Genomic DNA, 25,869 nt, shown 5'->3' with positions numbered 1-25,869 from the left:
AATCATCGCCGCAGGGCGAAGCCGACATATACGGTGCGGGGCGCCGAGAAGCTGGTGACACCATCCGCTGTCTGGCCAACAGCGAGGTTGGCGTCCAGGGCATTGTCGGCGGCCAGATAGACCTCGGACGTCGGCGACAGCGCCCAGCCGGCGCGCAGGTCGACGCCCGTCCCGGCCTTCAGCACCCGCAGGTTCAGGTCGTCCTCGTAGCGCTTGCTCTCGTAGCGCAGGTCGGCGTCGAGGGTCAGGCGGTCGATCGGCTTCCAGCGGAGGCCCGCCGTGACGGTCAGGGCCGGCGCCTGGGCGGGTCGTTTGCCATCCAGCTGAGCGACCGCGCCACTGCCCTCAACGCGGGCATGGGTCGCCGAGACGGCGGCGCGCACGGTCCAGGCCGGCGACAGGTCGGCGGCGATATCGCCCTCCAGGCCGTAGGCGTTGATCTCGCCCGCATTCTGCCGCTGGCGCAGCACGCCGCCGGCCGGGATGAAGCCAGCGATCGGGAAGGTCCCCGGGCCAATGCCGATGGTGACGTTGGTGATCGGGTCCTGGACCTGGTTGTAGAAGGCGCCGAGGTTCCACCGCACCGTCCCCTCACCCGCCAGGCCAGCCTCGACGCCGTACAGGGTCTCGGGCTTCAGGGCGGCATTGGACTCGGTGACGTCGTTGCCGACCCGGAACGGGCGGTGCAGCTCGTTCAAGGTCGGGGGCCGGAAACCGGCATAGGCCGCCGCGCGCATCCAGGTCTCGCCCGATAGCCGCTGCCGGATGCCCACGCGGGCCGTCGGGGTCGTGCCCGAGGCGTTGGCCGGCGGTGCGTCCAGGGTCAGGGCGCCCGTCGCCGTATCCCGCTCGCGCCGCACGCCGTCGTAGGAGCGCCAGCCGTCCAGCCGCGCCCCGGCGACCAGGATGAAGTCCGGCCGGCTCCAGGCGGTCTCGGCATAGACCCCGCCCACCAGGGTCCGGCCGCCGGCCGTGCGCTGGCGGGTGAAGGTTCCCGCCATGTAGCGGAAGAGCTCGTTGGTCCGCCCCTCGGTCGCCCGGACGTCGCCGCCCAACTCCCACGTCCATTCGCCCAGCGCCCCCTGCCAGGCGGCGTTGAGGCCGTAGCCGCTGGAGGGGGTCGAGTACTGGTCGTTGGCCGGGGTCGTGCCGGTGCGCCCGGCCGCGACGGCGGCGGAGGTGTTCTCCAGGTCGCTGGACCGTGCCCAGGCCTGCAAGCGCCAGGTGTCGGTCGCCAGGGTCACCGCCAACGAGCTGCCGGTGGCGTTGGACTTGGCGCCGAACAGGCCGGCGCCGCGCTTTTCCTGGAAGGTCGCGACCCGCGCCGCCCAGCGCACGCCGCCGGCCTCGCCCTGCACCCGCGCGGCGATCGAGCCGTCCTCCAGCGTGGTGGGCACATCGGCCGCGCCGGCCGCCGAGCCGCGCACGGGCCGATAGCCGTCGGTGCGCGAGCCGCTGGCGGTCAGCAGCAGGTGATCGGTCCCGAAGGTCCCCGCCGCGCGCCAGCCGTCCCGCTCGCGCATCTCGGCAGTGAAGCTGGTCAGGCCGCCGCCGGTGTCCCGCTCGCGCAGGGCCACCACGCCGGTCAGCGCGCCGGCGCCGTAAGGCCCCGCCCCCGCCCCACGCACGATGGTCGCCCCGGACAGGCCCTCGCCCGGCAAGGCGGTCCAGATCACCCAACCGCCGAACGGATCGTTCTGCGGCGCACCGTCCAGGGTCACCAGCGCCCGCCCCGCGCCGGATGGCGCGACAGCGCGAAGAGACAAGCCCTGGATGGTCGGATTGGCCGCGTCGCTGCCGGTGCGGCGGAACAGCGAGACGCCGGGCGTAGTCTTCAGCACGTCGTCCAGCCGCGCCTGCGCGCCTAGCTCGGCGGCGTCGTAGTAGGCGGTGGAGAAGACGTCCTGCCCGGGCAAGGGCAGCAGCCGGGGCGCCTCGACGACGACGGCTGAGACCGGGGGCGGCGGGGCGTCAAGCGGCACGGGCGAACTCTACTTTGGCGAAAGGCTATGCTTAGCCCAAAGCCCTATAGCGCCGCTATCGTTCCCAGCCGCCGCCCAGGGCCAGGAACAGGTTCACCTGGTCGGCAGCAACCTGGCTATCGGACGCCGCCAGCTGCGCCTCGGCCCCGGCCAGGGTGCGCTGGGCGTCGAGGCCGACGAGATACGGGCTCTTGCCGGCGCGATAGAGCCGCTGGGCCTGGCTCTCGGCCAATTGCGCCTGGTCACGGGCAGCCTTCAAAGCCGCCTGCCGTTGCAGGTCGTGGGCGTAGGCGTCCAGGCTGGTCTCGGTCTCGCGCAGCGCCGTCAGCACCACGCCATCGAACCGCGCCAGAGCCCCGTCAGCCCCGGCCTCCGCCTGACGGATCCGTGCTCGCTCGCCCTCACCCGGCAGGGTCCAGCTGATCAGCGAGGTCAGGCCCCACCGGTTGGCGGGAGCCGTGCCGATGTCGGCCAGCAGGCCTGTCGAGCCCGCGCCGGCGCCCAAGGTGATGCTGGGATAGAGGGCCGCCGTCGCGACGCCGATCCGGGCCGTCGCGCCGGCCAGAGTCCGCTCGGCCTGGCGCACGTCGGGACGGCGCTTCAGCAGAGCCGCGCCGTCGCCGACCGGGATCGGCCGGGTCAGGGTCGGCGGGACCACGCAGGTCTCGACCGCCTTGGGAAACTCCGCCGGCGGCTTGCCGGTCAGGGTCGCCAGCTTGTACAGCGCCGCGCGACGACGGCTCTGGTAGGTCGGCAGACTGGCGCGCGACAGGTCCAGTTGGGCCTGGGCGCGGGTGATGTCCACGGCCGTGCCGCGACCGGCCTTCACCAGCTTCTGGGTGACCGTCAGGCTACGGGTCTGAAGATCCAAGGTGCGCTGGGCCACCGCCAGCTCGTGGCCGTTGGCGCAGGCCTCGACATAGGCGCGCGCGACGTCGGCGGCGACGCTGACGCGGGCCAGGTCGAGGGCCGCCTGCGAGGCTTCGGCGTCGGCGTGAGCGGCCTCGGAAGCGCGCTTGAGGCGGCCGACCAAGTCGACCTGGTAGCTGACCTTCAAACCGACATCAGCCAGGTTCTCGACCGGCAGTTGCTCGGCCTTGAGGAATTGCTCGCCGGACTCGCGAGAGTGCATGGCGGCGGCCGAGGCCCCGACCTTGAGGCCGCCCGCGTCGTCGGCCTCGCCAGCGATGGCCCTAGCGCGGGCCAGGTTGGCGGCGGCGACGCGCAGGTCGGTGTTGGCGGCCAGAGCCTCCTCGACCAGGCCGTTCAGGACCGGGTCGTCATAGAGCTTCCACCAGCCGGCCGGGACCGGGTCCTGGCTCACGGCCTTCGACGCCGCGCCCAGGAACGCGCCCAGCGCCGTCGGGGCGTTGATCTTGGCCTCGTCCGGCAGCTTGTAATTCGGCCCGACGGTCGTGCAGGCGGTCAGGGCCAGCAACGAGCCGGCGACCGCGAGACTTTTCAGCGGGCTCATCGACCCGCTCCCACCACCGCGACCGTGGCGGTGCGGCCGGCAATCAGGCGCAGGTCGTGCGGCGTCTGGTCCAGGGCCACCCGCACCGGCACCCGCTGGGCCAGGCGCACCCAGCTGAAGGTCGGATTGACGTTGGGCAGCAGGTTGCCGCTGGCGGCGCGGTCGCGGTCCTCTATGCCGGCGGCGATCGACTGGATGTGACCCTTCAGCGGCCGATCCTCGCCCATCACCTTGATGCTGACCGGCTGGCCGATCCGCAGACCCGACAGCTTGGTCTCCTCGAAATAGCCCTCGACCCGGAACGAGCGGCTGTCGATCAGGGCCAGCACCGGCTTGCCGGCGGTGACGTAGTCGCCGGTGCGCAGGGTCAGGTCCGACAGGAAGCCGTCGGTCGGGGCCAGCACCACGGTGCGCTTCAGGTTCAGCACCGCGACGTCACGGGCCGCCAGGGCCTGGGACAGGGCCGCCTGGCTCAGCTCGACCTTGGATAGGCTCTGCTCGGTGACCTCGCCGGCGACCAGGTCGCCCAGGGCGCGGTTGCGGGTGAGTTCGCGGCGGGCCTGGGCCAGTCCGGCGCGCTGGGCCTCGACGGCGGCGTCGGCCTGGCGCAGGGCGAGGGCGTAGCGCTCGCGATCGACATAGAACAGCGGCTGGCCAGCCTTGACCGTCTGGTCGTTGGCGGCGTCGACGCGGGTGACCAGGCCCGAGACATCGGGGGCCACCTGCACGACATCGGCGCGGACGCGGCCGTCGCGGGTCCAAGGATCGACCTGGTAGTGGGTCCACAACGCCTTGCCGCCGACCAGGGCGGCGATGACGACGGCGCCAGTGACGGCGACGCGGGCGGTGGTCATCAGGGTGGTTTTCAGCGAGGGCATGGGGTCAGAATTTCAGGGGTGAAGGGACCGTCACGACGGCGGCCCAGAGGATGACGAACAAGGCGGTGTCGAAGAGCGCCGGGTGCCAGACGAAGCGGTAGGCTCCGACCTTCGACAGGGCGCGACGCAACACGAACGAGGCGGCCAGGGCGATCACCGCCGAGACCAAGACGGACGACAGGAAGACCCCGTCGATATTCAGTTCACCGGTCATCGGGCGATCTCCGGAACGAAGGCGGGGGCCTCCGGGAACAGGTTGCGGCGCAGGCCGACCAGGCCCGAGACGCCCTGCACCGCCGAGGCGGCGGGGGCGATCGACAGGCTGCGCAGGGCGGCGTCGACGCGGGCCAGGAGGTCCTCGCCGGGCTTGCGGCTGTGGCCGGCGGCCAGGGCGGCGAAGTGCTCGCCGACCCCGTCGAGGGCGGCGTCCAGCTGGTCCTTACCCTCGGGCGGCAGGTCAGGACGGGCGACCTGGACAGCGACCAGGTTCATGCCGACCCGCAGGTCGCGCAGGGCGTCGACGCCGACGAAGTCATGCTGCTGGCCGGCCTGGGCCAGCTTGGGCGTCAGCATGCCCAGACGGTCGACCAGGATGGCGGCGAAGGCGGCGGGCTCGGGCGCCTGGCGGGCGCGGGCCAGACGGGCCAGGCCCCTCCAGGTGCGCACCAACAGGCGCCGGGCGCTGGCGTCCACGCCCATCGAGCGCAGGCCGGCCGTGACCATGATCGCGAACAGCAGGCCGACGAACTGGCCCAGATTGCCGTTCAGAAACCCGGCGAAGTCGGCGCTGAAGGTCTCTTGCAGAGCCAGGGCGTTGCAGAAACCCATCAACACGGCCAACGCGGCGCCCATGGTCGCGGGATTGGGGATGTACAGGCCCAGCAGCAGCAGCGGCGGGGCCATGACCAGCAGCAGCATGGGGAAGCCGTCGATCGCCGGCAGGATGGCGAACATGTAGACCGCCGCCAGCGGCAGGGAGAACAACGAGAAAAGGCCGAAGTTCTTGATCGCCGGCACGGGGTCGTCCATCGCCGCGAAGAAGCAGCAGAACACCGCCGCCATCACCGGCGCGGCGGCGCCGTCGCCCCAACCGGCCAGGATCCAGGTCGCACAGGACAGCAGGATGGCGATGGCCGCCGCGCCGCCCGACAGCACGGCCAGCGGCAGGTCGGCGTGCATCGGGCGCAGACCCCTGCCCCGCGCCGAGGCGTCCAAGGCCGGTGACAGCGGGGCGTCGGGATTGTCGAGGCGCGCCATCAGGGCGTGGCCCTCGGCCAAGGCGCGGACGGCGTCGGCCAAGCGCACAAGCAAGCTCTCGATCAGCAGGCTGTCCCAGGCCGCGCCGCGACGGCGAGCGGCCAGGTCCTGCAGGCGCTCGATCAGGTCCAGACCCTGATCGCGCGGCGAGCCAGCCTCGATCCAGGTGACCACCGTGTTGAGGGCGGCGCGGACGCGGTCGTCACGGACCTCGCGCAGGGCCTCCATGCGGTCGGCCAGGCCCGACAGCAGCGGGATCAGCAGCAGCATGCGCTCGTGCAGGGCGCGGACGACGCCGGTGGTTTCGCGCAGGCGCGAGGTGTCGAACGGCAGGTGGACGGCCAGCATCTGGATCTCGCTGGCGGCGGCGGCCAGGTGACGGCGGTCGCGGGCGATGGCCTCGGCGTCCTCGCCGCACAGCACGTCCAGCGCCCAGCGGTCGGCCTCGCCCAGCCAGGTCTTCAGCCGCGCGCGCAGCACGGCGCCGACCGGGCGGGGGAACACCAGGCTGTGGGTCAGGGTGGCGCAGACGATGCCCAGGCCGATCTCGATCACCCGCGAGACGGCGACGTCGAAGATCGCGCCGGGCTGGCTCACACTGGGAAAGCCGATGATCGCCGCCGTATAGCCGGCCAGCATCAGCACATAGCTTCGCGGCGTGCGGTCCAGCAGCGAGATGGTCAGGCAGCCGCCGACCCACAGCGCCAGGGCCAGCGACAGCAGCCACGGCGCGTTGACGAGGTTCGGGACCAGGGCCACGGCGGCCATGGCCCCCAGGATGGTGCCCAGCACCCGATAGACGGCCTTGGAGCGCACGGCCCCGGCCAGCGGTTGGCTGACGATATAGGCGGTGGTCATCGCCCAGTAGGGGCGCGGCAGGCCCAGGGCGAAACCGATATAGAGGGCCAGCATCGCCGCCGCGAAACTGTTCACCGAGAACAGCAGCGTATGCCGATCGAGCTTGGGGAACATGGGAGCCTAGACCCCCTGCCCGGCCGCCGCGTCCAGGGCGGCCTCGAAGGCGGCGAAGGTGCGCAGGGCGGCTTGAAGGTCGGCGTCGCTGACGCCCGTCAGCATCTGGGCCCGCACCACCTGCACGGCGTCCTCGACCACGGCGGCCAGCGCCTGGCCTTCGGCGGTCAGGTGCAGGGTCTTGGCGCGCTTATCGGACGGATCATCGCGGCGCTCGACCAGGCCGGCTTGGGCCAGCTGGTCGAGGATGCGGACCAGCGAAGGCCCTTCCACGCCGATCTCCTCGGCCAGGGTCCCCTGCCGCATGCCGCCGCCCGCGCGAGCGATGTGCAGCACCGGCATGGCCTTGGCGTCCGAGATGCCGTGGGCGGCCAGGGCGCGATTGACTTCCTTGCGGTACACGCGCGCCAGACGCAGCAAGGCGCCGGCGAAAGCGCGTTCATCGAGGGTGCGAGGAGAGGTCATGGAACGGCGATCTTTTAAATAGGTAGCTTCCTATCTAAATTAGATAGCATCCTACCTATCTTTCCGCAAGAGCGGCGCCGTGAAAGGACTCAGAGGGGCGGAGGACCGTCCCGCCACTGCGGCCAGTCGGCGACGATATGGTCCACGACCCGCGATCCAACCGCGCCGATATTGGCGATGGTCTCAGCGAAGCCGCCGGCCGTCTGGCCCGGCGCCGGGTCGAGGTGCTGCAGGGTCGTCTCACCCGGCGCGCCCTGGTCGAAGTTCACCGCGCCGCGCAGACTCAGGATGCGTCCCGTTCCCCACTGGCGCTTGATCACCAGGGCCAGGGCGGCGGCTTCCATCTCGGTGATCACATAGTCGTCGGCGCCGTAGAGCTTGGCGATGTACTGCGCCTGCTTTGACAGGCCCGGACCGTGGAAGAAGGTGTCGCCGGTCATGTGCGTACCGACCGTGACCGAGGGGGCCGCGCGCGCCCGAGCGTCGGCATAACGCATGCGGTAGCGGCGGGCGGCGTCGCTGTCCTGCATCGGAGCGCCTTGCGACAGGCGCACGGCCCAGCCGACCAGGGTCGGATCCAGCTGGAAGCGGCGGTAGTCCTCATAGCCGGCCCGCGGCATGAAGGTCGGTGCGCCGGGCGTGTTCTCCTCCGGCGCCCAGCGATGGCCGAGGTCATAGTCGACCAGCCAGGTGGCCCAGGAGACGTCGCCGATCGTCCCGCGCGACGGCGGCGTTCCGCCCACGCCGCTTAGGATGAAATAGGCCTGCGAGAAGTCGTAGGCCGGGTCCAGCAGGATGGCCTGCATCGAGGCCGACGCATTGACCTTGCCCATGCCCAGGGTCGCGCCGCAGACTCCGTCGGTATTGCAGTAGACGGGCTTCAGGGCGCCCTTCACGGTCCTGGGCGCGCTCTGGCGCCAGTAGCGCTCGTACCAGGGCTGGAACTCGCCGGCGCGGTCGCCGGTGTTCTCGCCGATCTCGAACATGGCGGCCACGAAGACCTTGACCTTGATCGGGTCGGCGTGGGCGCCGCTCGTCAGGGCGAACGCGGCGACAATGGCGGCCAAAGCGGATCGGAAAAGCGGTCGAGTGGTCATGGCTGAACGCTATCGACCTTCGCGACTGATTTGCCGAAGGCCCGCGCCATCGAAGACGCGGGCCTTCCCGTCATTGCTCGATTTCGATGCGCCGGGCGCTAGCCCAGCGCCTTCTTGTACAGCGCCAGCAGGTTGGCCCAGGCCGTCTCGGCAGCGGCCTCGTTGTAGACTTGGCTGCCCTTGACCGTCCAACCGTGGGCGGCGCCGGCGAAGACCTCGACCTGGGCCGGGCGCTTGGCCTCGGCGAAGGCGGCCTTCAGCTTGTCCTTCACGTCCGGTTCCTTCTGATCGTCGTTCTCGGCGATCTCGATCAGGTACGAAGCGTGGGTCTTGGGGATCAAGAGGTGCGGGCTGTCGGCGTCGGCCGTGATCAGGCCGCCGCCATGGAAGGTGGCCACCGCGCCGATCCGGCCCAGCGCCGCGGCGGCGGTGCGGAACGACAGCGGACCGCCCATGCAGTAGCCCTGCACGCCGATCTTCTTGCCCTTGTCGGTCTGCGGCTGGGCGTCGAGGAAGGCGACATAGGCCTCGGCGTCCTTGAAGGTGCCGGCCGGCGTCACCGAGGCGCGCAGCGGCGTGATCTTGGCGCGGTCGTCGGGGTTGGCGAAGTTGAACGTCCCGTCGATCACCGGCGCCTTCTTGACCCGGTAATAGAGGTTGGGGACCAGCACCACATAGCCGGCGGCGGCCAGGCGGCGGCCCATGTCGCGGAACACCGGACGCAGGCTCATGACGTCGGGCCAAAGCAGCACGGCCGGGTGCTTACCCTTGGCCTTGGGATAGAACAGCGCCGCGTCGGCCTCGCCGTCCGCGGTCTTGATGGTGACGTCCTTCTCCTCGACCGTGTCGTCGGCGCGAGCGACCGAGGCGACGCCGGTGGCGGCCACCGTCAGCAGGCCGAAGGCGCGGCGCGACAGGCGCGGATCGTGAACCAGGCCGGGGTGGATATCGTCATCGCACATGGCGGTCTCCCTCTGAACTTGGGCGGCACGCTATAACCGCGTTATGCGATCGCCTACCCTCTTTACGACGCGACTTGATAGGTCGCTTTGCCCGGTAGCAGGAGGTCCTGCTTCTTGCCGTCGCACAGGGCGTAGCTGAAGCCCGACTGGATCGCCCAGGCCCCGACCTCGCCCCTCTTGTTGACGGCCAGGAAGCCGACCTGGATGTCCTTGGCCTGGGGTTTCTTCTTGAGGATCCGCTCGACGGCCTCGCGGCAGGCGGCCTCTGGCGAGCGGCCCTGGCGCATCAGCTCCACGACCAGGAAGCTGCCGACATTGCGGATCACCTCCTCGCCGACGCCGGTCGAGGTGGCGCCGCCGACCTCGTTGTCGACATAGAGGCCCGCGCCGATGATCGGGCTGTCCCCGACCCGGCCGCGCATCTTCCAGGCCATGCCGCTGGTGGTGCAGGCGCCGGCGATATTGCCCTTGGCGTCGATGGCCAGCATGCCGATGGTGTCGTGGTTGTTCGCCCCGCCCGGCGTGCCCAGCTGGCCCGTGGTCTTGCCGTAGTCGCCGACCTCGCTGTTGGCCTTGGGCGCGTATTTGGCGTCCTTCTTCCAGGCCTCCCAAGCGATCTTCGATTCCGGGGTCAACAACTCCTCGTACTGGAAGCCCTGCTCGATCGCGAACTGCAGGGCGCCGGCCCCGACCAGCATCACGTGCGGGGTCTTTTCCATCACCCGGCGAGCGACCGAGATCGGATGGGCGATGTGCTCCAGGGCCGCGACGGCGCCGCAGTTGCCCAGCTCGTCCATAATGCAGGCGTCCAGCGAGACGTGGCCGTCGCGGTCGGGATAGCCGGCGCGGCCGACGCTGTGGTTCTTCAGGTCCTGCTCGGGGATGCGGGCCCCGGCCTCGACGGCGTCCAGCGCCCGGCCGCCCTTGGACAACACCGCCCAGGCGGCCTGGTTGGCGGCGACGCCGAAGTCCCAGGTGGAGATCACGCACGGGCCATCCAGCTTGGTGATGCTCTCCCCATTCCCTTGGGCCGCTGACGCCTTGCCGCTCAACAGCGCCGATCCGGCCAGGGACGCGCCGATCAGGCCTCTACGATTCAACATCCGTGTGCTCCAAGAAGACCGCGCTGATTCCCTAGCATGACCTGGAAAGACACCATGGCCGCCGATCACATTCTCTTGGAAGTCTGTGTCGATACGCCCGCCGGATTGGCGGCGGCGATCGCGGGCGGCGCGGATCGGATCGAACTTTGCGCGGCGCTGGGCCTGCAGGGTCTGACTCCTGCTCCGGGCCTGATGGCGCTGGCGGCCCAGGCGCCGATCCCGATCTATCCGATGATCCGGCCGCGCAACGGCGACTTCTGCTTCGACACAAGCGACCTGGACGCCATGCGCCGCGACATCGACGCGGTGCGCGGCTACGGCCTGGCCGGCGTGGCGATCGGCGCCAACCGCCCGGACGGCGAGCTGGACGTCGAGGCGCTGGAGATGCTGGCCAAACACTGCGAAGGCCTGGGCATGACCCTGCACCGCTCGTTCGACTTCGTGGCCGACCAGGCCGCGTCGCTGGAGGTCGCGGTCGAGCTGGGCTTCGAACGCATCCTGACCTCGGGCGGCGCCCTGACCGCGCAGGCGGGCGCCGAGCAGATCGCCGAGGTAGTGCAACAGGCCGGCGACCGCATCGCCATCCTGGCCGGCGCCGGCGTGCGGGCCAGCAACGTCGCCGAGCTGGTCCGCAAGACCGGCGTGCGCGAGGTCCACGGCTCGTTCGCCGGGACGCTGCCGGGCGCCGATCCGGCCTCGCGCCTGGGCGCCATGGGCTTCGTGCCGCCCGAACTGCGGGACACGGATCAGGCAGCCGTGGCCGAGGCGGTCCGCATCCTGCGTTCGCTCTGAAGGCCTACTTGGCCGGGTGGCTCTTGGCCCAACCCTCGTACATCGTGATCGCCTTGGCCGGGCCCGTGCCGAACCAGGCATAGCCGTTGCGGCGTTCCAGCGAGAGTTCGTTGGCCTCGTCGCGCAGGGTCTTGTCGCGCTCGCCGAAGACCGGCTTGCCGGCCGTGCTGTAATAGCGCGACCACAGCGGACCCGCGCCCGGCTGGTCGACCAGACGGCGACCTTCGGGATTGCCCTTGCCGCCGGTCCAGGCCTTGCCCATCAGCGCCGCGCCCTTCAGCCAGGCCACGCCCGCATGGACGGCGGCGACCTCGGCCGGGGTCGGATCGGGCAGGCTCATCAGATAGGTCAGCAGGTCGGCGCTCTCGCCCGTCGACAGGGCCGGCGGCTCGAAGTTGCGGCCGGCAACCGGAGCCAGGGTGAACGGGTCTGCCTGCTGGCCCCAGATGGTCAGCTTGCCGTCGACGCGGATCTGCGAGGCGACGATGACCGCGCGGCCCTTCTTGGCGGCGACGCCGGCCTTGGCGCGCAGATCGGCCGGGACGAAGGCGAACTCCGGCTTGGCTTCGGACACCTCGGTCAGCAGATCGGCGGCCTCGGAGACGGCGTTGTCGTTGAAGGTGACGGCGTCGTGGTAGCCGCCTTCCAGCGGCCAGACCTGCGGCCAGCCGCCGTTCGGGAACTGGGCGTTCAGCAGGTAATGCACGCCCTTCAGGAAGCTCATCCGATAGGCCTCGCCATCCTTGCCCGGCGCCTGGGCGGCGACCTTGGCCAGGAAGCGCAGCTCGGTGATGGTGGCGTTGTTGTCCAGCGTCCCGACATAGCCCCACTTGGGGTCGCGGGCGGCGTCGAAGTCGTTCTCGGTCAGGTACTTGGAATTGTTGTCCGAGGCCCAGGGCTGGCCCGGCAGACGCAGGGCGCCGTGGCGATCCTGGTTCTTGCTCCAGCCGCCGGCCGGGGTTTGGAAGCTGACGATGACGTCTGCGACGTGACGAGCCTCGGGCGAGGCGTACCAGGCGCTGTCCTTGTTCAGCGGCATGCCGCCGTCGCCGTGACCGGTCGGCGGCGGCGCAGGTGCGGCCTCACCGGGCTTCAACTCGGCGGCCAGGGCGGCGCGGTCGGCTTTCTCCTGGGCGTCGGAACGGGCCAGATAGGCCTTCCACGCCGGCTGCTGAGCGACCGGCAGCTTGGCGATGCGTTCGGCAGTGATCGGCTGGGCCGGCGTGTTAGTCCCGATCACGCTGGCGAAGGCCGGCGCGGCCAGCAGGCTCGTGGACAGGAACAGGCCGATAGCGGCGGCGCGGTAGGTCATCCGGACGTCTCTCCCCGAAGGCGTCGTTGTCGTTGAACGCCTTGATATCTGGGGAATGATACCGGTTTCCTACCGGGTTGAAACAGTTTAGCCCTCGATGATGTGCGGCACGAACCGCGAGCGGTCGCGGGTCACGCGGCCACGATCTTCACGCACGCCGATGCCGGCGGCCTGGTCGCCGATGACCCACGAGCCGACCACAGGATAGTTCACGCCGAACTTGGGCGGCGGCTTCAGTTCCTGGCGGATCCAGCCTTCCTCGCCATAGCCCTGGTCCAGCACCCGGCCCTTGCGGCCGTCCTTCCAGAGCTCGACGTTGGCGCCTTCGCGGCTGAACAGCGGCTTGCGGGCGTAGCTCGACCCCAGGCGCTCGACCTTGGGGTCGTCGTCGAAATAGGTCTCCAGCAGGTTCGGGTGACCCGGGTTACGCTCCCACAGCAGCGGCAGCAGGGCCTTGTTCGACAGCACCGCCTTCCACGGCGGCTCCAGGAACAGGGTCTTGGAGGCGGCGATATTGGCCGCATAGGGCTCGCGCAGCATCTCTTCCCAGGGATGCAGCTTGAAGATCGCGCCGATCAGATAGTTGTCCTGGTCGACGAAACGGCCATCGGCGTCCAGACCGATCTCCTGGATCGGCACGAACTTGGGCTCCAGCCCCGCCAGGGTCGCCATGTCCTCCAGGAACCGCACCGTCTGCCGGTCCTCGACGAAGTCGGGGACGCTGGCGAAGTGCACGAACCCGCCGTTCGGGAAGATCGCCTTGAACCGCTCGGCCAGCTGGTCGTGGAGGCTGTTGAACTGGTCCGTGCTCTCCGGCAGCGCGCCGCGCTGGATCAGGTCTTCCAGCCACAGCCACTGGAACACGCCCGCCTCATAGATGCTGGTCGGGGTGTCGGCATTGTATTCGTAGAGCTTGGGCGGCCCGGCCCCGTCGTAGAAGAAGTCGAAGCGGCCATAGAGCGAGGGATCGCGCGCCTTCCACGAGGCGGCGACCACATCGCGCGAGGCTTCCGGGATCTGCAGGCGCGCCATCAGGGCGTCGCTCTGCACGGCGTCCTCGACCAGCTCCAGGCACAGCTTGTGCAGCGCCTCGGTCGCGGGCTCGATGTGACCCTCGATCTGTTCGAGCGTGAAGGCGTAGGCCGCCCGCTCGTCCCAATAGCGTCGGCCGTCGGCGTGGTGCCAGGTGAAGCCGACCGCCTCGGCCTTGGACTTCCAGTCCGACCGAGGCGTCAGGGTGAGACGGCGCATCAGGCGTCCGAGCCGTCCCGAGCCACTTTTTGCTTGTCCTCGATGGCCAGCACCGGGGCGGGCAGAGCCTCGTCCTTCGGAGCCATCAGGCGAGCTAGCACGTCCTCAGCGCCGCCACCGCCCGGCAGGATGCCGGCGGCCGCGAGCTTGGCGTCCAGATCCGCGCCGGTCTTGCGGTCCTCGGTCTCGTTGTGCAGGCGGAACTGCTCTTCGCGGACCGACTGACGCTCCTTGATGCGCTTGAGGCTGTCGGCGGCCGAGCCGACGACGCCGCTGGCCGAACCCGAACGCGAGATCACGGCGGCCTGCGCCTTCTGGACGCTCTCGTTGACCTTCACGATCTCGATCTCGCGACGCAGCGCTTCGACCTTGGTGTCGGTCTGGGCGATGATCGTGCGCAGCCGGTCCTCGGCCGTGCGCAGCTCGGTCATCTGGGTCGCCTTCTGACCGGCGTCCTTCTCGAGGTCGGCGATGCGCTGGGCCACTTCCAGGGCCAGGGCCTGGTCGCCCTTGTTCATCGCCGCGCGGGCCGACGACTCATACTTCTTCGACTGGTCGGTCAGCTGGGCGACCTCGGTCTCCAGGCTGCGGCGGCGGGCGACCAGCTTGGCCAGCTCGTCCCGGGCCTTACCCTGGGCGTTGTCGGCGTCGCGGATTTCCTGGTCCAGGATCCTCAGGGCGTTGGCGTCCACGATGGTCTGCGCACCGTCATGCGCGGTCCCACGGAACAGGGCCGAGAGCTTGCTCCAGATCGACATCAGTTAAGTCTCCAGGTCCGGTTCTTTAGGCGGCCGCGACGCGGCTCTTCTCGAAGGTGTCGCGCAGGTCGCTGGCGGCGGCGATGGCGTTGTCGGCCAGGGTGCGCAGCTCGATGACCAGCGTCTGCAAGGTGGTCTTGGACGAGATCTCGCCCATCAACTCGTAATAGTCACGGCCGTCGACGCTGGTGATGCCGAAATTCGACAGCGGCACGATCTTCTGGGCCTTGAGCAGGAACTCGTTGAAGGCCGCGCGGTCGTTCTGCTCGTCGCAGGGCCACAGCAGGGTCGAGACGACCAGCTGCAGCGCGCCGCCGCTGACATAGATCGGCAGGTCGCCGAATTCGTGCATCACGACCTGCAGCACGGGCTCGACGCCCTCGACGACGGTGGCGGTCAACTCGTCCTCGCGCACGAGGGCGCTGTCCACCAGCGCGTCGCGCAGGCTGTGGATCGTCCAGGCGGTGTCGATAACGGAGTCCATGTGTCTGACGCCCTTGGGGGGATGGGGGTTAGTCTTGAGGGCCGGCCCACGCACCGATTCCACGACGATCGACTGGACGGCCGAAAGGATGTCGGGCTTGCACGCCGCCGGAGCCCAGACTTCGATCTTCACGAAGCCGGCGACGCGGCGCGCTTCGCGCCACGCTCGGGTTCTTTCAGCGGCCTGGGCGCTTCGGGTCGGCTTTACCGGCATGCGTTACATGTACGCATAACATGTATGCTTGACAAGGCGTCGTTCGACGGCATCCTGCGACCGACTTCTCCTTAGGGCAAGCGCGCCTTGGGGTAGAGCCGGCATCCCCATTCAGATAGGTATGCCGGCCAGGCATTTGAGGGCTCGCGCAGCGCGATGTTCGGAAAACTTTTCGGCAGAAAAGAGGGCGCTCGCCCTGCCCTGCCCGTCATTCGCAACGTGACGATCGGCCGGACCGTGGTGCTGGACCCGCTGGCCTGGCGACGCCTGGGCGCCGAGACCCGGTTCGCCCTCGACCGCGACACGCTGGAGATCACGGCCCAGGGCCTGATCCAGCTGAACGACGGCGCGTTCGTGCACCGCTTCTATACGGACGACGAGATCCTGTTCCAGGTTGTCTCGGACGACCGCGAGGGCCAGAAGGCCAACGACTTCACGATCTTCATGCCGTGGGCTAGCGAGTATCCGGCCGACCGCGCCGATCGCGAGCTGTGGAGCCAGCGCCTGGGCGCTCGCACGTTCCAGCCCGAGGGCCTGCCCGCCTATACCCGCCTGTGGTTCGGCGACGAGGCCGAGCAGCAGGATCCGGTGACCCTGTGGGAAGACGTCTACTACGACCGCGAGGCCGACCAGCCCGACCGTCGCCTGTTCCAGACCGCCATGCTGTTCCATCGCGACCTCGCCGGCGGCGACGGGCGTGAGCTGTTGCTGGCCCTGACCCTGGAGCCGGAGGACAGCAAGGACGTCAGCCACGAGATGATGATCGGCCTGCCGCTGTCGGTGGGCGAATTCAAAGCTTGATGAGGGGCCAAAGCCAGATGTTCGACTTCAGCGCATTCCAGGACGGCGCGACGGCGTTCCTGCTGGCCTTCGTCGTGGCTGGCCTGTTCACCATCGCCTTCAAGTACATCTACCAGTGGGTGACGCCCTATAACGAAAAGGCGCTGATCCGGGACGGCAACGTCACGGCCGCCATCGCCCTGGCCGGCGCGCTGATCGGTTATGCCCTGCCACTGGCCTCGGCCTTGAGCCACACCGTCAGCCTGCCGGAGTTCGCCGCCTGGGCCACCGTGGCCGGCATCGTCCAGATCGCCGCCTTCACCGGCGTGCGCCTGCTGGCCCTGCGCGACGTCAAGGCGCGGGTCGAGAACAACGAGATCTCCATCGGCGTCTATCTGGCCGGCATCTCGATCACGGTCGGCTTGCTGAACGCCGCCTGCATGACCTCGTGAGGACCAGAGACCATGCGTAAGCGCTCAAGTTCGCTGAAACTCACCACCATGCTAGCCGGGGCCACGGCCCTGACCTTGTCCGGCTGCGACGATCCCTCGCCCCAGGCCAGCTGGGACCCGAACCGCGGCGAGCAGGTCGAAGCCTTCAGCTACAAGTCGCTGGAAGAGTGCAAGGCCGCCAACGAGGTGCCCGACGCCCAGTGCGACACCTCCTATGCCGCCGCCCAAAAGGACGACCAGAAGAACGCCCCGCGCTACGAGGCTCGCGCCTCGTGCGAGGACGTCTATGGCGTCGGCAACTGCGTGCCGCGCGGCGGCGAGAACGGCGGCGGCAGCTTCTTCACGCCGCTGCTGGCCGGCTTCGTGATCGGCCAGATGCTGGACGGCGGCGGCTATCGCGGCACCGGCATGTATCGCCGGAACGACGAATACGGCGGCGGCTACTATTCGACCTATGGCGGGCGCCTGGGCCGCGACTACGGCACCGGTCGGACGACGATCAGCAAGACCAGCATCGATCCGCCGGACGCCATCCGGAACGCCCCGCCCAAGATCCAGACCCGCACCTCGGTCGTGTCGCGCGGCGGCTTCGGCGGCGGTCGCAGCTACGCCCGCAGCAGCGGCGGCTATAAGGGCGGTTTCGGCGGCTGATCCGAGCTCGACATTTTGCAATTGACTCGCAACTACACATCCCGTTTAGTTGCGAGGTGTTCGCAAGAACGCGTCGGGCCGCTCACCGAGATCGGTTCGCCACGGCGGGTGTCGGCCCCCTGCTTGGCGAGGAGATTTCCGGCGTGCGGCCCGACCCTTTCCACGAGACCCATCTGAATCACTGTGGCCCGGTCGGGCTGGCCGATGGCGAGCGGATCCTGCTGTGGATGCTGCGCCAGTGGGTGACGGCCCGGGTGCTGGGCGAAGAGCCCGGCCAGCGGCTGTCCAAGAAGGCTGGCGGCCTAGTCTCGGCCCGCGTGGCCAGCGCCTTCATCCTGATGATGACCGCCATCGAGGGCCAGGTTCGCCGCCCGCTCTGCGTCTCGGCGCCCTGCTGCAAGGGCTACGCCGACGACGAGCAGCGCCTGATCACCGCCTGCGGCGTCTGCCCCGCCTCGCCCGAGATCGCCGGCCGGCTGATCGAAGGCATGGTGGTGACGCCCGAGAGCGTCACCGTGATGGCGCGGTTCCTGAACATGGCCCTGGCCAGTGACGGCATGGCATTGCCGATGCGGTTCGACGAACCGGAGGTGACGGTGGTGACGCCTGTGCGGCCGACGCTACACTAACCTAGCGCCAGCCCTCGTCCGCCAGTCGCTGGGCCAGTGCCCGAGCGGCCATCTCCACATCGCGCCACGTCACGTCGAAACCGGCGTCGTCGCCATAGTACGGGTCGGCCACCGCCCGGCCGCGATGCGCTTCGACCAGGTCCAGCAGCAACCCGACCTCGGCCGTCGCATCGCGCGGCGCTACCGCCTGCAAGCCTTCCAGATTGTCGTGATCCAGGGCGTAGATGTGGGTGAACGTCCGGAAGTCGTCCTTCGTCACCTTGCGCGCCCGCTGGCCGCTGATGTCGACGCCGTTGCGACGCGCCACGGCGACCGAGCGAGGGTCCGGCGGATCGCCCGCATGCCAGCCGCCGGTGCCGGCGCTATCGACCGTGACGTCCAGGCCCAGTCGTTCGGCCTCGGCCCGGAACGCGCCCTCGGCCAGGGGCGAGCGACAGATGTTGCCCAGGCAGACGAAGAGAACCGAAGCCTTCATGCCTTCCCCCAGCCGCCGCCGCCCGGCGTCTCGATGACAATGGCGTCGCCAGCGCCGACCTCGACGAGATCGGTGGCGGCCATGGTTTGCACGGAGCCATCGGCCCGCTCGACTCGCGCCGCGCCGACCTCGCCCGAACCACCTCCCTCCAGTCCGAACGGCGGCACACGCCTGCGGTTGGAGAGCAAGGTGGCCGTCATTGGCTCGCGGAAGCCGATCCTGCGCACCACGCCGTCGCCACCGCGATAGGCGCCCTGCCCGCCCGAACCGCGCCGGATCGAGAAGGCCTCGACCAGCACCGGATAGCGGGTCTCCAGCACCTCGGGATCGGTCAGGCGGCTGTTGGTCATGTGGGTCTGGACCGCGTCGGTTCCGGCGAAGTCGGGCCCCGCGCCCGAGCCGCCGCAGATGGTCTCGTAGTACTGCCGACGCTCGTCGCCGAACGTGAAGTTGTTCATCGTCCCCTGCGCGCCAGCCATGACGTTCAGCGCGCCATAGAGGGCGTCGACCACCACCTGGCTGGTCTCGACATTGCCGGCCACCACCGCCGCCGGATAGCGCGGCCGCAGCATCGAGCCTTCGGGAATGACCAGCTCGACGGGCCGCAGGCAGCCGTCATTCATCGGGATCTCGTCATCGACCAGGGTGCGGAACACGTACAGCGCCGCCGCCCGGCAGATCGAGGCCGGGGCGTTGAAGTTGGTCGGGACCTGGTCGCTCGTGCCGGTGAAATCGACGCGGGCAGTGCGGGCCTGCTGGTCGACGTCGATCGAGACCTTCACGACCGAACCGTCATCCAGTTCGTAGGCGAACGACCCGCTCCGCGTCGTCGCCAGCACGCGGCGGACGGCCTCCTCGGCATTGTCCTGGACGTGGGCCATGTAGGCCTCCACGACGTCCTGGCCGAACTCGGCGACCATGCCCGTCAGGGCCTCGGCCCCGCGCGCGCAGGCGGCGATCTGGGCCTTGAGGTCGCCGATGTTCTGGTCGGGATTGCGCGCCGGCCACTTGCCCGAGGCCAGCAGGGCCCGGGTCTCGGCCTCCAGGAAACGCCCGCTCTCGACCAGCAGGAAGTTCTCGATGAGAACCCCCTCCTCCTCGACCGTCTTGCTGGTCGGCGGCATCGAGCCCGGCGTGATACCGCCGATGTCGCCCTGGTGTCCCCGCGCGGCGACGTAGAACAGCAAGGCGCCGGCCGCGTCGAACACCGGCATGACGACCGTGACGTCCGGCAGGTGGGTGCCGCCGTTGTAGGGGGCGTTGAGCATGTAGACGTCGCCGGGCTGCATGCCTCGGCCGTCACCCTCGCGCGCATCGCGGATCGCCCGCACGCTGTCGCCCATCGAGCCCAGGTGCACCGGCATGTGCGGGGCGTTAGCGATCAGGTCGCCGTCACGGCTGAAAAGCGCGCAGGAGAAGTCCAGCCGCTCCTTGATGTTCACGGAGTACGCCGTGTTCTGCAGCGCGAACCCCATCTCCTCGGCCACGGCCATGAAGAGGTTGTTGAACACCTCCAGCATGACCGGATCGGCTTCCGTGCCGATGGCCTTGCAGGTCGGCAGGGCGACGACGCGGTCGAGGATCAGGTTCAGGTGGGCGTCGACGGTGGCCCGCCAGCCGGGCTCGACGACGGTCGTGCCGGTGGCTTCGCGGATGATGGCGGGACCGAGGATCTCGACGCCGATGGCGAGCGCTTCGCGGTCGAACACGGGGGTGCTGTGGAGTGCGCCGGCCATACGAACTTCGACCGTGGCGAGCGAAGCGACTTCCACAGACGCACTAGATTTAGGTTCTGGTGCGTCTCCCGCGTCCGAGTGTCCAATCGCTTCGACCGACAGCGTCTCGACCACCAGCGGCGTCGTCGGAGAGGTGAAGCCGAAGCGGCGCTGGTGCAGCTCCTCGAACTCCCCACGAACGCGATCGCCGAACGGCACGACCAGCGGCGTGTCCGTGCCGGCGTACTTCACGCGCAAGCTGGCGACGGTCTCGACCGAGGCCATCGGCACGTTTTGGCCGCGCAGAGCGGCTTCCGCCTCGGCCGCCAACACCTTCGCGCGCACAGCCAAGTCACCCGCCGCGTCCAGCGGCCGCTCGACCGTCTCCTCGCGGATCAGGCGCAGGTCGGCCAGGCCCATGCCGTAGGCTGAGAGGACACCGGCGAACGGGTGGATCATCACCTTGGTCATGCTCAGCGCGTCGGCCACCAGGCAGGCATGCTGCCCGCCCGCGCCGCCAAAGCAGGCCAGCACATAGCGTGTGACGTCGTAGCCACGCTGGATCGAGATCTGCCGCACGGCCTTGGCCATGTTCTCGACGGCGATGGTGACGAAGCCCTCGGCGACCTCCTGCGGGGTCATGGCCTTGCCGGTCGCCGCTTCAATCTGCGCCGACACGGCCTCGAAGCCGCGCGCCACCGCTTCGGCGTCCAGCGGCTGGTCGGCATTCGGGCCGAACACCTTGGGGAAGAACTCGGGCCGCAGCTTGCCCAGCATGACGTTGCAGTCGGTGACCGTCAGTGGCCCGCCCCGGCGATAGGCCGCCGGCCCCGGCACGGCGCCCGCCGAGGCCGGACCGACCCGCAGCCGCGCCCCGTCGAACGAACAGATCGAACCGCCGCCAGCCGCCACGGTGTGGATGTTCATCATCGGCGCACGCATCCGCACCCCGGCCACCACCGTCTCGAAGGCCCGCTCGTACTGGCCGGCATAGTGGCAGACATCAGTCGAGGTGCCGCCCATGTCGAAGCCGATCACCCGCTCGAACCCGGCCTCGCCCGCCGTCCGCGCCATGCCGACCACGCCGCCGGCCGGACCGGACAGGATGGCGTCTTTGCCCCGGAAGGCCCGCGCGTCGGTCAGGCCGCCGTTCGACTGCATGAACAGCAGCCGCGTGTCGTGGCCCAGCGCGCCGGCCACCTGATCCACGTAGCGGCGCAGGATCGGCGACAGATAGGCGTCGACCACCGTCGTGTCGCCGCGCCCGACCAGCTTCATCAGCGGACTGACCTCGTGGCTGACCGACACCTGGGTGAAGCCCATCTCGCGCGCGATCGCCGCGACCCGCGCCTCGTGGTCGGTGAACCGGAAGCCGTGCAGCAGCACGATGGCGATGGCCCGGAAGCCCTCGTCGAACGCTGCCTGCAAACCTGCCAGTGCCGCCGCCTCATCCAGCGGTCTCAGCACCTGCCCCTCGACGCTCATCCGCTCGTCGATCTCGACGACGTGGTCGTAGAGGGCTTCCGGCTTGACGATATGGCGCTCGAACAGCTTGGGCCGCGCCTGATAGCCGATCCGCAGGGCATCGGCGTGGCCGCTGGTGATCGCCAGCACCGTCGGCTCGCCCTTGCGCTCCAGCAAGGCGTTGGTGGCCACGGTGGTGCCCATCTTCACCGCGTCGATCGCCGCGCCTTCCGGCAGCAGCGCTCGGACGCCGGCAACGGCGGCGTCGGCATAGTGCTCAGGGTTTTCCGACAGCAGCTTGTGGGTGACCAGCGATCCGTCCGGCCGCCGCGCCACGATGTCGGTGAACGTACCGCCCCGGTCGATCCAGAATTCCCAGCCGCGGGGGTGCTCGGTCATGAGGGGCGGAACTCCATGCTCCGCCCCTCATAGCCGTTAGGCCGTCTACTTCAACAGCCCCGTCAGCTCAGCCACCTGCCAGATGCCCAGCAACAGGAAGATCAGCGCCGCGCCCATCCGCACGTACTTCAGCGGCACGACCTTGGTCGCGGCCTCGCCCAAGTACACGGCGGGGACATTGGCCAGCATCATGCCCAGGGTGGTGCCGGCGGCGACCCAGAAGATCGAGTGGAACTTGGCGCCCAGGGCGACCGTGGCGATCTGGGTCTTGTCGCCCATCTCGACCAGGAAGAAGGCGATGGCGGTGGTCACGAACACGCCGTAGCGGCCGGCGCTCTGACCTTCCTCATCATCGGCCTTGTCGGGGATCAGAGCCCAGCCGGCCATGGCGATGAACGAGATGGCGATGGCCCACTTGAACCAGGCGCCACTGAGAAAGTCGGCGACCCAGTAGCCGGCCGTGGCGGCCAGGGCGTGGTTGGCCAGGGTGGCGACCAGTATGCCCATGATGATGGGGATCGGCTTCTTGAACCGCGTGGCCAGGATGATGGCCAGGAGCTGGGTCTTGTCGCCGATTTCGGCGATAGCCACGACCAGGGTCGAGACGAGCAGGCTTTCCACTGAAATAGTCCTCCGGGCCGGGCGCATGCCAATAGCGTCGACGTCCACCCGGCCCGGATGAAAATCGGCGCCATTGGTCTCGCCAAGGAAGCTCTAAAGTCGCTTCCCTTCCCCGCGCCATGGTCCCCCTCCCGAAAGAGAAGGATCCAAGTGTGTTGACGGCGGGGCCCGCTGATAGATGCGGGCGGCTACTCCCCAAAGGTGAGGGGCGTGTAGCCGCCTGAGCCGCCGCCGTCAACGCGTCAGGCTGCCGAAGCGGGTGCGTCGAACCGCAGCACGTGGATGGCCACCCTCACCTTACCGGCCACGAAGTTCCCGCCCACCGCCGTCAGCAGCACCGGCGTGTCGGCATAGAAGGCCGTCGGGCCGATCACCCCGATGTTGCTGGAATTCTTGGCCACGCCCAGCGAACCGCCGAACTTGCCGGCCTCGCCCGAGACGCCGCAGTTGTACGACGCCGCGCCGGTGATCGCGGCCGTGGTCCGGGTCGAAACGGCCAACACGATGGCGCGATTGGGAATGGCGATGCTGGTCGCGGTCGAGGCGCCCGAGACGGTGACCTCCTGCTCCAGGATCTCCAGCCGAGTGTTGGCCAGGTTCGGCGTCTGGGCCGCTATCGTGCTGCGGAAGGTGGCCGACAGCGGGACCCAAACCGCGCCGTCGAAGGCGACCATCTGGTTCTCGTCCTTGACCCAGGCCAGCACGCCTTCAGCCGGCGCCAGCGCCTCCCAGGCGCCAGCCTCGAAGCGCATCAGCGCCCCGGCGGGCGGGCCGGGCCAGGCCGCGATCCAGACGCCGCCGCTGACCGGACTGGTCGGCAGGACCGCGACCGTCCGGCTCTCGACGGCCAACTGCACCAGGCCGTCCAGCCGAGCCAGGCTCTCATTGATCGGGATGTGTTTCTGGGCCTGGGCGGCGACCACATAGGGCAGGCCAAGGCGGGGCGTCGTTTCATCGAACATAGGGCGGCTCCGGGAGCGGTTGATCTCGCTCCCAGCATCACCGCGCCGCGAAGACCGGGGACAGGCGACGCCCCGTCCCCGTGCTCCACCCGTCTACTCGGCGGCGAAAGCCAAGTGATTTCCAGACGTAAGCGCCGTCTTGGCGGCCAGTTCGGCCTTGGCTTGCTCATACTCGTCGGCGAAGCGCGCGATGAGTTCGGCGGCCGGCAGCACCTTGTCGATCGCGCCGATGCCCTGGCCTGAGCCCCAGATGTCCCGCCAGGCCTTGGCCTCCTGGTTGCCGCCCGAGCCGAAGCTCATCTTGGACGGATCACTGACCGGCAGGTTCTCCGGGTCCAGGCCCGCATTGACGATCGACGAGCGCAGGTAGTTGCCGTGCACGCCGGTGAACAGGTTCGAATAGACGATGCCGTCGGCGCGCCCCTCGACGATGCCTTGCTTGTAACCCTCGATGGCGTTGGCCTCTTCCGTCGCGATGAAGGCCGAGCCGATATAGGCCAGGTCCGCGCCCATGGCCTGGGCGGCCAGGATCGAGCGGCCCGAGGCGATCGAGCCCGACAGCGCCACCGGCCCGTCGAACCACTGGCGGATCTCCTGGATCAGCGCGAACGGCGACAGCGTGCCGGCGTGGCCGCCCGCGCCCGCCGCGACCGGGATCAGGCCGTCAGCGCCCTTCTCGATGGCCTTGTGGGCGTGCCGGTCGTTGATGATGTCGTGCAGGGTGATGCCGCCGTACGAGTGGATCGCGGCGTTCAGGTCCTCGCGCGCGCCCAGCGAGGTGATGACCACCGGCACCTTGTGCTTCACGCACAACGCGATGTCTTCCTCGAGCCGGTTGTTGGTTTTGTGGACGATCTGGTTGACGGCGAACGGGGCCGACGGCGCTTCCGGATGCGCGCGGTCGTGGGCGGCCAGTTCCTCGGTGATGCGGTGCAGCCATTCATCCAGTTGCGAGATCGGGCGAGCGTTCAGCGACGGGAACGAACCCACGATCCCGGCCTTGCACTGGGCGATCACCAGGTCGGGATTGCTGATGATGAACAGCGGCGAGGCGATGACCGGCAGGCGCAGACGGTCACGCAGGATGGGCGGCAGGGCCATGGAAAAGCTCCCCTTCGGAGATCGGCTTGAAACGCCGAATATGTGATCACCGATCAGATTAAACGCCTGTTCGGTTCTTCCGCAAGACTTGACGGCCGTAAGGGCAGGAGCGCATCACCGTCCAAAAGACAAAAAATGCTGCACCGCAGGAGAGAGACGCTTTGACCGTGCCGACGACGTCCCTGGCCGAGGATTTTGGCGCCCAAGGCGACGACGCGACGCGCGCGCGCTGGATGGCCCTGGTCGAGAAGACCCTGAAGGGCCAGAGCTTCGACGACGCCCTGACGGTCAAGACGCCCGACGGCCTGACGATTCAACCGCTCTACACCGCCGCCGACGGCGTCGCCGTGGCCCGCGACCTGCGCGCCCGCGATCCCGACCGCCCCTGGGACCTGCGCGTCCGCGCCGCCCATCCCGACGTGTCGCATACCGCTAGGGATGTCCTGACCGACCTCGAGAACGGCGCGGCGTCGGTGCTGCTGCAGATCGATCCGACCGGTGCGAACGGCGTTGCGATTGGCTCAGCCGAGGACCTGGCCAAGGCGCTGTCGGGCGTGCTGGTGGACCTCGCCCCCGTCGCTCTCGATGCCGGCTTCCTGGGTCCCAAGGCCGCCGACTGGCTGGGCGCTCTGGCCAAGGCCGCGCCCAATGCGCCGCTGGCTTTCCACCTCGATCCCCTCACCGCTTTCGCGACCGTCGGCGTCAGCCCTGGTCCGATCGAGAGCCACGTCTTCAACGCCGCCACGGTCGCCTCGCGCCTGGCCCAGACCTACGTGAAGGCCAACCTGTTCCTGGCCACCGGTCGCGCTGTCCACGAGGCCGGCGGCTCCAATACCGAAGAGCTGGCGGTGATGGCCGCCAGCGCCGTGGCCTACGCCAAGGCCCTGGTGCGCCAGGGACTGACGATGGAAGACGCCTTCGGTAGGATCGTGCTCGGTGTCAGCCTGGACGGGGAATATTTCACCGGCGTCGCCAAGGTCCGCGCGGCCAAGGCGATGTGGGCGCGGTTGACGCAAGCGTGCGGTGTTTCCGTCGCCCCGAGGATCGAGGTCCGCTCCTCGCGCCGCATGCTGGCCAAGGCCGACGCCTGGACCAACCTGCTGCGCCTGACCTCGGCCGGGTTCGCCGGCGCGGTCGGCGGGGCGGACGTCATCCTGCTGGACACCTTCACCGACGCCATCGGCCTGCCCACCGCTTTTGCCCGCCGCCAGGCCCGCAACACCCAGCTGGTGCTGATGGAAGAGAGCAATCTGGGCCGCGTCGCCGATCCGGCCGGCGGAGCGTGGTACCTGGACAACCTGACCGACCAGATGGCCCGCGCCGCCTGGGGCGGTTTCCAATTCATCGAGGGCCTTGGCGGCATGATCAAGGCGCTGGAGAGCGGCCAGATCGCGCAGATCGTGGCCACGACCCGCGCCGCCCAGGAAGCCGCCTTCGCCGACAAGAGCCGCAAGATCCTGGGCGTTACGGTCTTCCCGAACGCCGACGACAAGACGCCCGAGGTCGAGACGCCCGAAGCCGTCTCGGTCGTCGCCCCAGACGTCCGCCTGCCCGGCCCCGACAGCCACTGCCCGGCCCTAAAGCCGGTCCGCTTCGCCGCCGCCTTCGAAGGAGCTTGAG

The 25,869-nt window shown here is 69.2% G+C and carries 24 protein-coding genes; 6 read left to right on the top strand and 18 right to left on the bottom strand.

What is annotated here, in order from left to right:
- Window positions 1–2: 2 nt before the first annotated feature.
- The 9 genes from AC07NF_RS16230 to AC07NF_RS16190 all read right to left on the bottom strand — a co-directional run bounded on the left by AC07NF_RS16230 (window position 3) and on the right by AC07NF_RS16190 (window position 10,190).
- Complete coding sequence (locus AC07NF_RS16230) at window positions 3–1,982, bottom strand: TonB-dependent receptor (protein WP_494628957.1); 1,980 nt, start codon at window positions 1,980–1,982, stop codon at window positions 3–5.
- Between the two features lie 55 nt (window positions 1,983–2,037).
- Entirely contained in the window at window positions 2,038–3,456 is a 1,419-nt protein-coding gene (locus AC07NF_RS16225) for an efflux transporter outer membrane subunit (protein WP_494628958.1), read from the bottom strand.
- Window positions 3,453–4,334, bottom strand: a complete 882-nt coding sequence (locus AC07NF_RS16220; protein WP_494628959.1) for an efflux RND transporter periplasmic adaptor subunit — start codon at window positions 4,332–4,334, stop codon at window positions 3,453–3,455. Before AC07NF_RS16220 ends, AC07NF_RS16225 begins: the two co-directional genes overlap by 4 nt.
- Before the next feature lie 4 nt (window positions 4,335–4,338).
- Window positions 4,339–4,548, bottom strand: coding sequence for a DUF1656 domain-containing protein (locus tag AC07NF_RS16215; RefSeq protein WP_291873900.1), 210 nt, complete (start codon window positions 4,546–4,548; stop codon window positions 4,339–4,341).
- Window positions 4,545–6,563, bottom strand: a complete 2,019-nt coding sequence (locus tag AC07NF_RS16210; protein ID WP_494628960.1) for an FUSC family protein — start codon at window positions 6,561–6,563, stop codon at window positions 4,545–4,547. The genes AC07NF_RS16215 and AC07NF_RS16210 overlap by 4 nt, the downstream gene beginning before the upstream one ends.
- 6 nt (window positions 6,564–6,569) lie before the next feature.
- Window positions 6,570–7,028, bottom strand: a complete 459-nt coding sequence (locus AC07NF_RS16205) for a MarR family winged helix-turn-helix transcriptional regulator (RefSeq protein WP_492812620.1) — start codon at window positions 7,026–7,028, stop codon at window positions 6,570–6,572.
- Window positions 7,029–7,117: 89 nt separating this feature from the next.
- Window positions 7,118–8,125, bottom strand: a complete 1,008-nt coding sequence (locus AC07NF_RS16200) for a purine-nucleoside phosphorylase (protein WP_494628961.1) — start codon at window positions 8,123–8,125, stop codon at window positions 7,118–7,120.
- Between the two features lie 98 nt (window positions 8,126–8,223).
- Window positions 8,224–9,087 (bottom strand): dienelactone hydrolase family protein, encoded by an 864-nt coding sequence (locus AC07NF_RS16195; protein WP_494628962.1) that lies wholly within the window; start codon window positions 9,085–9,087, stop codon window positions 8,224–8,226.
- 62 nt (window positions 9,088–9,149) lie between these two features.
- Window positions 9,150–10,190, bottom strand: coding sequence for a glycosylasparaginase (locus tag AC07NF_RS16190; protein WP_494628963.1), 1,041 nt, complete (start codon window positions 10,188–10,190; stop codon window positions 9,150–9,152).
- A gap of 54 nt (window positions 10,191–10,244) precedes the next feature.
- Between AC07NF_RS16190 and AC07NF_RS16185 the strand changes: the two genes are divergently transcribed.
- On the top strand, window positions 10,245–10,982 hold the full coding sequence (locus AC07NF_RS16185; RefSeq protein ID WP_494629436.1) for a copper homeostasis protein CutC: 738 nt from the start codon (window positions 10,245–10,247) through the stop codon (window positions 10,980–10,982).
- Between the two features lie 4 nt (window positions 10,983–10,986).
- Here the strand turns inward: AC07NF_RS16185 and pelA are convergent, their stop codons facing one another.
- From pelA to AC07NF_RS16165, 4 genes are all read right to left on the bottom strand, one after another.
- Window positions 10,987–12,294: a pectate lyase gene (pelA, locus tag AC07NF_RS16180; protein WP_494628964.1), complete on the bottom strand. Its 1,308-nt coding sequence runs from the start codon at window positions 12,292–12,294 to the stop codon at window positions 10,987–10,989.
- 87 nt (window positions 12,295–12,381) lie between these two features.
- Window positions 12,382–13,545, bottom strand: a complete 1,164-nt coding sequence (locus AC07NF_RS16175; RefSeq protein WP_494628965.1) for a glutathionylspermidine synthase family protein — start codon at window positions 13,543–13,545, stop codon at window positions 12,382–12,384.
- The gene (locus tag AC07NF_RS16170; RefSeq protein ID WP_492812631.1) at window positions 13,545–14,303 is read right to left on the bottom strand and encodes a PspA/IM30 family protein; all 759 of its coding nucleotides are present in this window, start codon (window positions 14,301–14,303) and stop codon (window positions 13,545–13,547) included. Before AC07NF_RS16170 ends, AC07NF_RS16175 begins: the two co-directional genes overlap by 1 nt.
- A gap of 25 nt (window positions 14,304–14,328) precedes the next feature.
- Window positions 14,329–15,000 (bottom strand): YjfI family protein, encoded by a 672-nt coding sequence (locus tag AC07NF_RS16165; protein WP_492812633.1) that lies wholly within the window; start codon window positions 14,998–15,000, stop codon window positions 14,329–14,331.
- Between the two features lie 156 nt (window positions 15,001–15,156).
- On the opposite strand from AC07NF_RS16165, the gene AC07NF_RS16160 reads away from it, so the two are divergent.
- The 4 genes from AC07NF_RS16160 to AC07NF_RS16145 all read left to right on the top strand — a co-directional run bounded on the left by AC07NF_RS16160 (window position 15,157) and on the right by AC07NF_RS16145 (window position 17,512).
- Window positions 15,157–15,801: a YjfK family protein gene (locus AC07NF_RS16160; RefSeq protein WP_494628966.1), complete on the top strand. Its 645-nt coding sequence runs from the start codon at window positions 15,157–15,159 to the stop codon at window positions 15,799–15,801.
- Window positions 15,801–16,232, top strand: coding sequence for a DUF350 domain-containing protein (locus AC07NF_RS16155; protein ID WP_494628967.1), 432 nt, complete (start codon window positions 15,801–15,803; stop codon window positions 16,230–16,232). Before AC07NF_RS16160 ends, AC07NF_RS16155 begins: the two co-directional genes overlap by 1 nt.
- A 12-nt stretch (window positions 16,233–16,244) precedes the next feature.
- Window positions 16,245–16,883 (top strand): DUF1190 domain-containing protein, encoded by a 639-nt coding sequence (locus AC07NF_RS16150; protein WP_492812638.1) that lies wholly within the window; start codon window positions 16,245–16,247, stop codon window positions 16,881–16,883.
- 143 nt (window positions 16,884–17,026) lie between these two features.
- Window positions 17,027–17,512 (top strand): hypothetical protein, encoded by a 486-nt coding sequence (locus AC07NF_RS16145; protein WP_494628968.1) that lies wholly within the window; start codon window positions 17,027–17,029, stop codon window positions 17,510–17,512.
- Window position 17,513: 1 nt separating this feature from the next.
- On the opposite strand, the gene AC07NF_RS16140 is transcribed toward AC07NF_RS16145, so the two are convergent.
- The 5 genes from AC07NF_RS16140 to AC07NF_RS16120 form a co-directional block, all read right to left on the bottom strand.
- Window positions 17,514–17,999, bottom strand: a complete 486-nt coding sequence (locus tag AC07NF_RS16140) for a low molecular weight protein-tyrosine-phosphatase (RefSeq protein WP_494629439.1) — start codon at window positions 17,997–17,999, stop codon at window positions 17,514–17,516.
- Complete coding sequence (locus AC07NF_RS16135; protein WP_494628969.1) at window positions 17,984–21,565, bottom strand: hydantoinase B/oxoprolinase family protein; 3,582 nt, start codon at window positions 21,563–21,565, stop codon at window positions 17,984–17,986. The genes AC07NF_RS16140 and AC07NF_RS16135 overlap by 16 nt, the downstream gene beginning before the upstream one ends.
- Window positions 21,566–21,610: 45 nt before the next feature.
- Window positions 21,611–22,186 (bottom strand): TMEM165/GDT1 family protein, encoded by a 576-nt coding sequence (locus AC07NF_RS16130; RefSeq protein ID WP_494628970.1) that lies wholly within the window; start codon window positions 22,184–22,186, stop codon window positions 21,611–21,613.
- Window positions 22,187–22,428: 242 nt separating this feature from the next.
- A complete protein-coding gene (locus AC07NF_RS16125) occupies window positions 22,429–23,148 on the bottom strand; it encodes a DUF2793 domain-containing protein (protein WP_494628971.1) in 720 nt (239 codons plus the stop codon).
- A 93-nt stretch (window positions 23,149–23,241) separates the two neighbouring features.
- Window positions 23,242–24,249, bottom strand: a complete 1,008-nt coding sequence (locus AC07NF_RS16120; protein ID WP_492812645.1) for an NAD(P)H-dependent flavin oxidoreductase — start codon at window positions 24,247–24,249, stop codon at window positions 23,242–23,244.
- Window positions 24,250–24,482: 233 nt separating this feature from the next.
- Between AC07NF_RS16120 and AC07NF_RS16115 the strand changes: the two genes are divergently transcribed.
- Complete coding sequence (locus AC07NF_RS16115; RefSeq protein WP_494629441.1) at window positions 24,483–25,868, top strand: methylmalonyl-CoA mutase family protein; 1,386 nt, start codon at window positions 24,483–24,485, stop codon at window positions 25,866–25,868.
- Window position 25,869: the final 1 nt, after the last annotated feature.

It is taken from the genome of Caulobacter sp. GW821-FHT10A06 (assembly GCF_059415805.1).
Note: the sequence above shows the minus strand (reverse complement) of the source record. Positions and strands in the feature narration are given on the sequence as shown.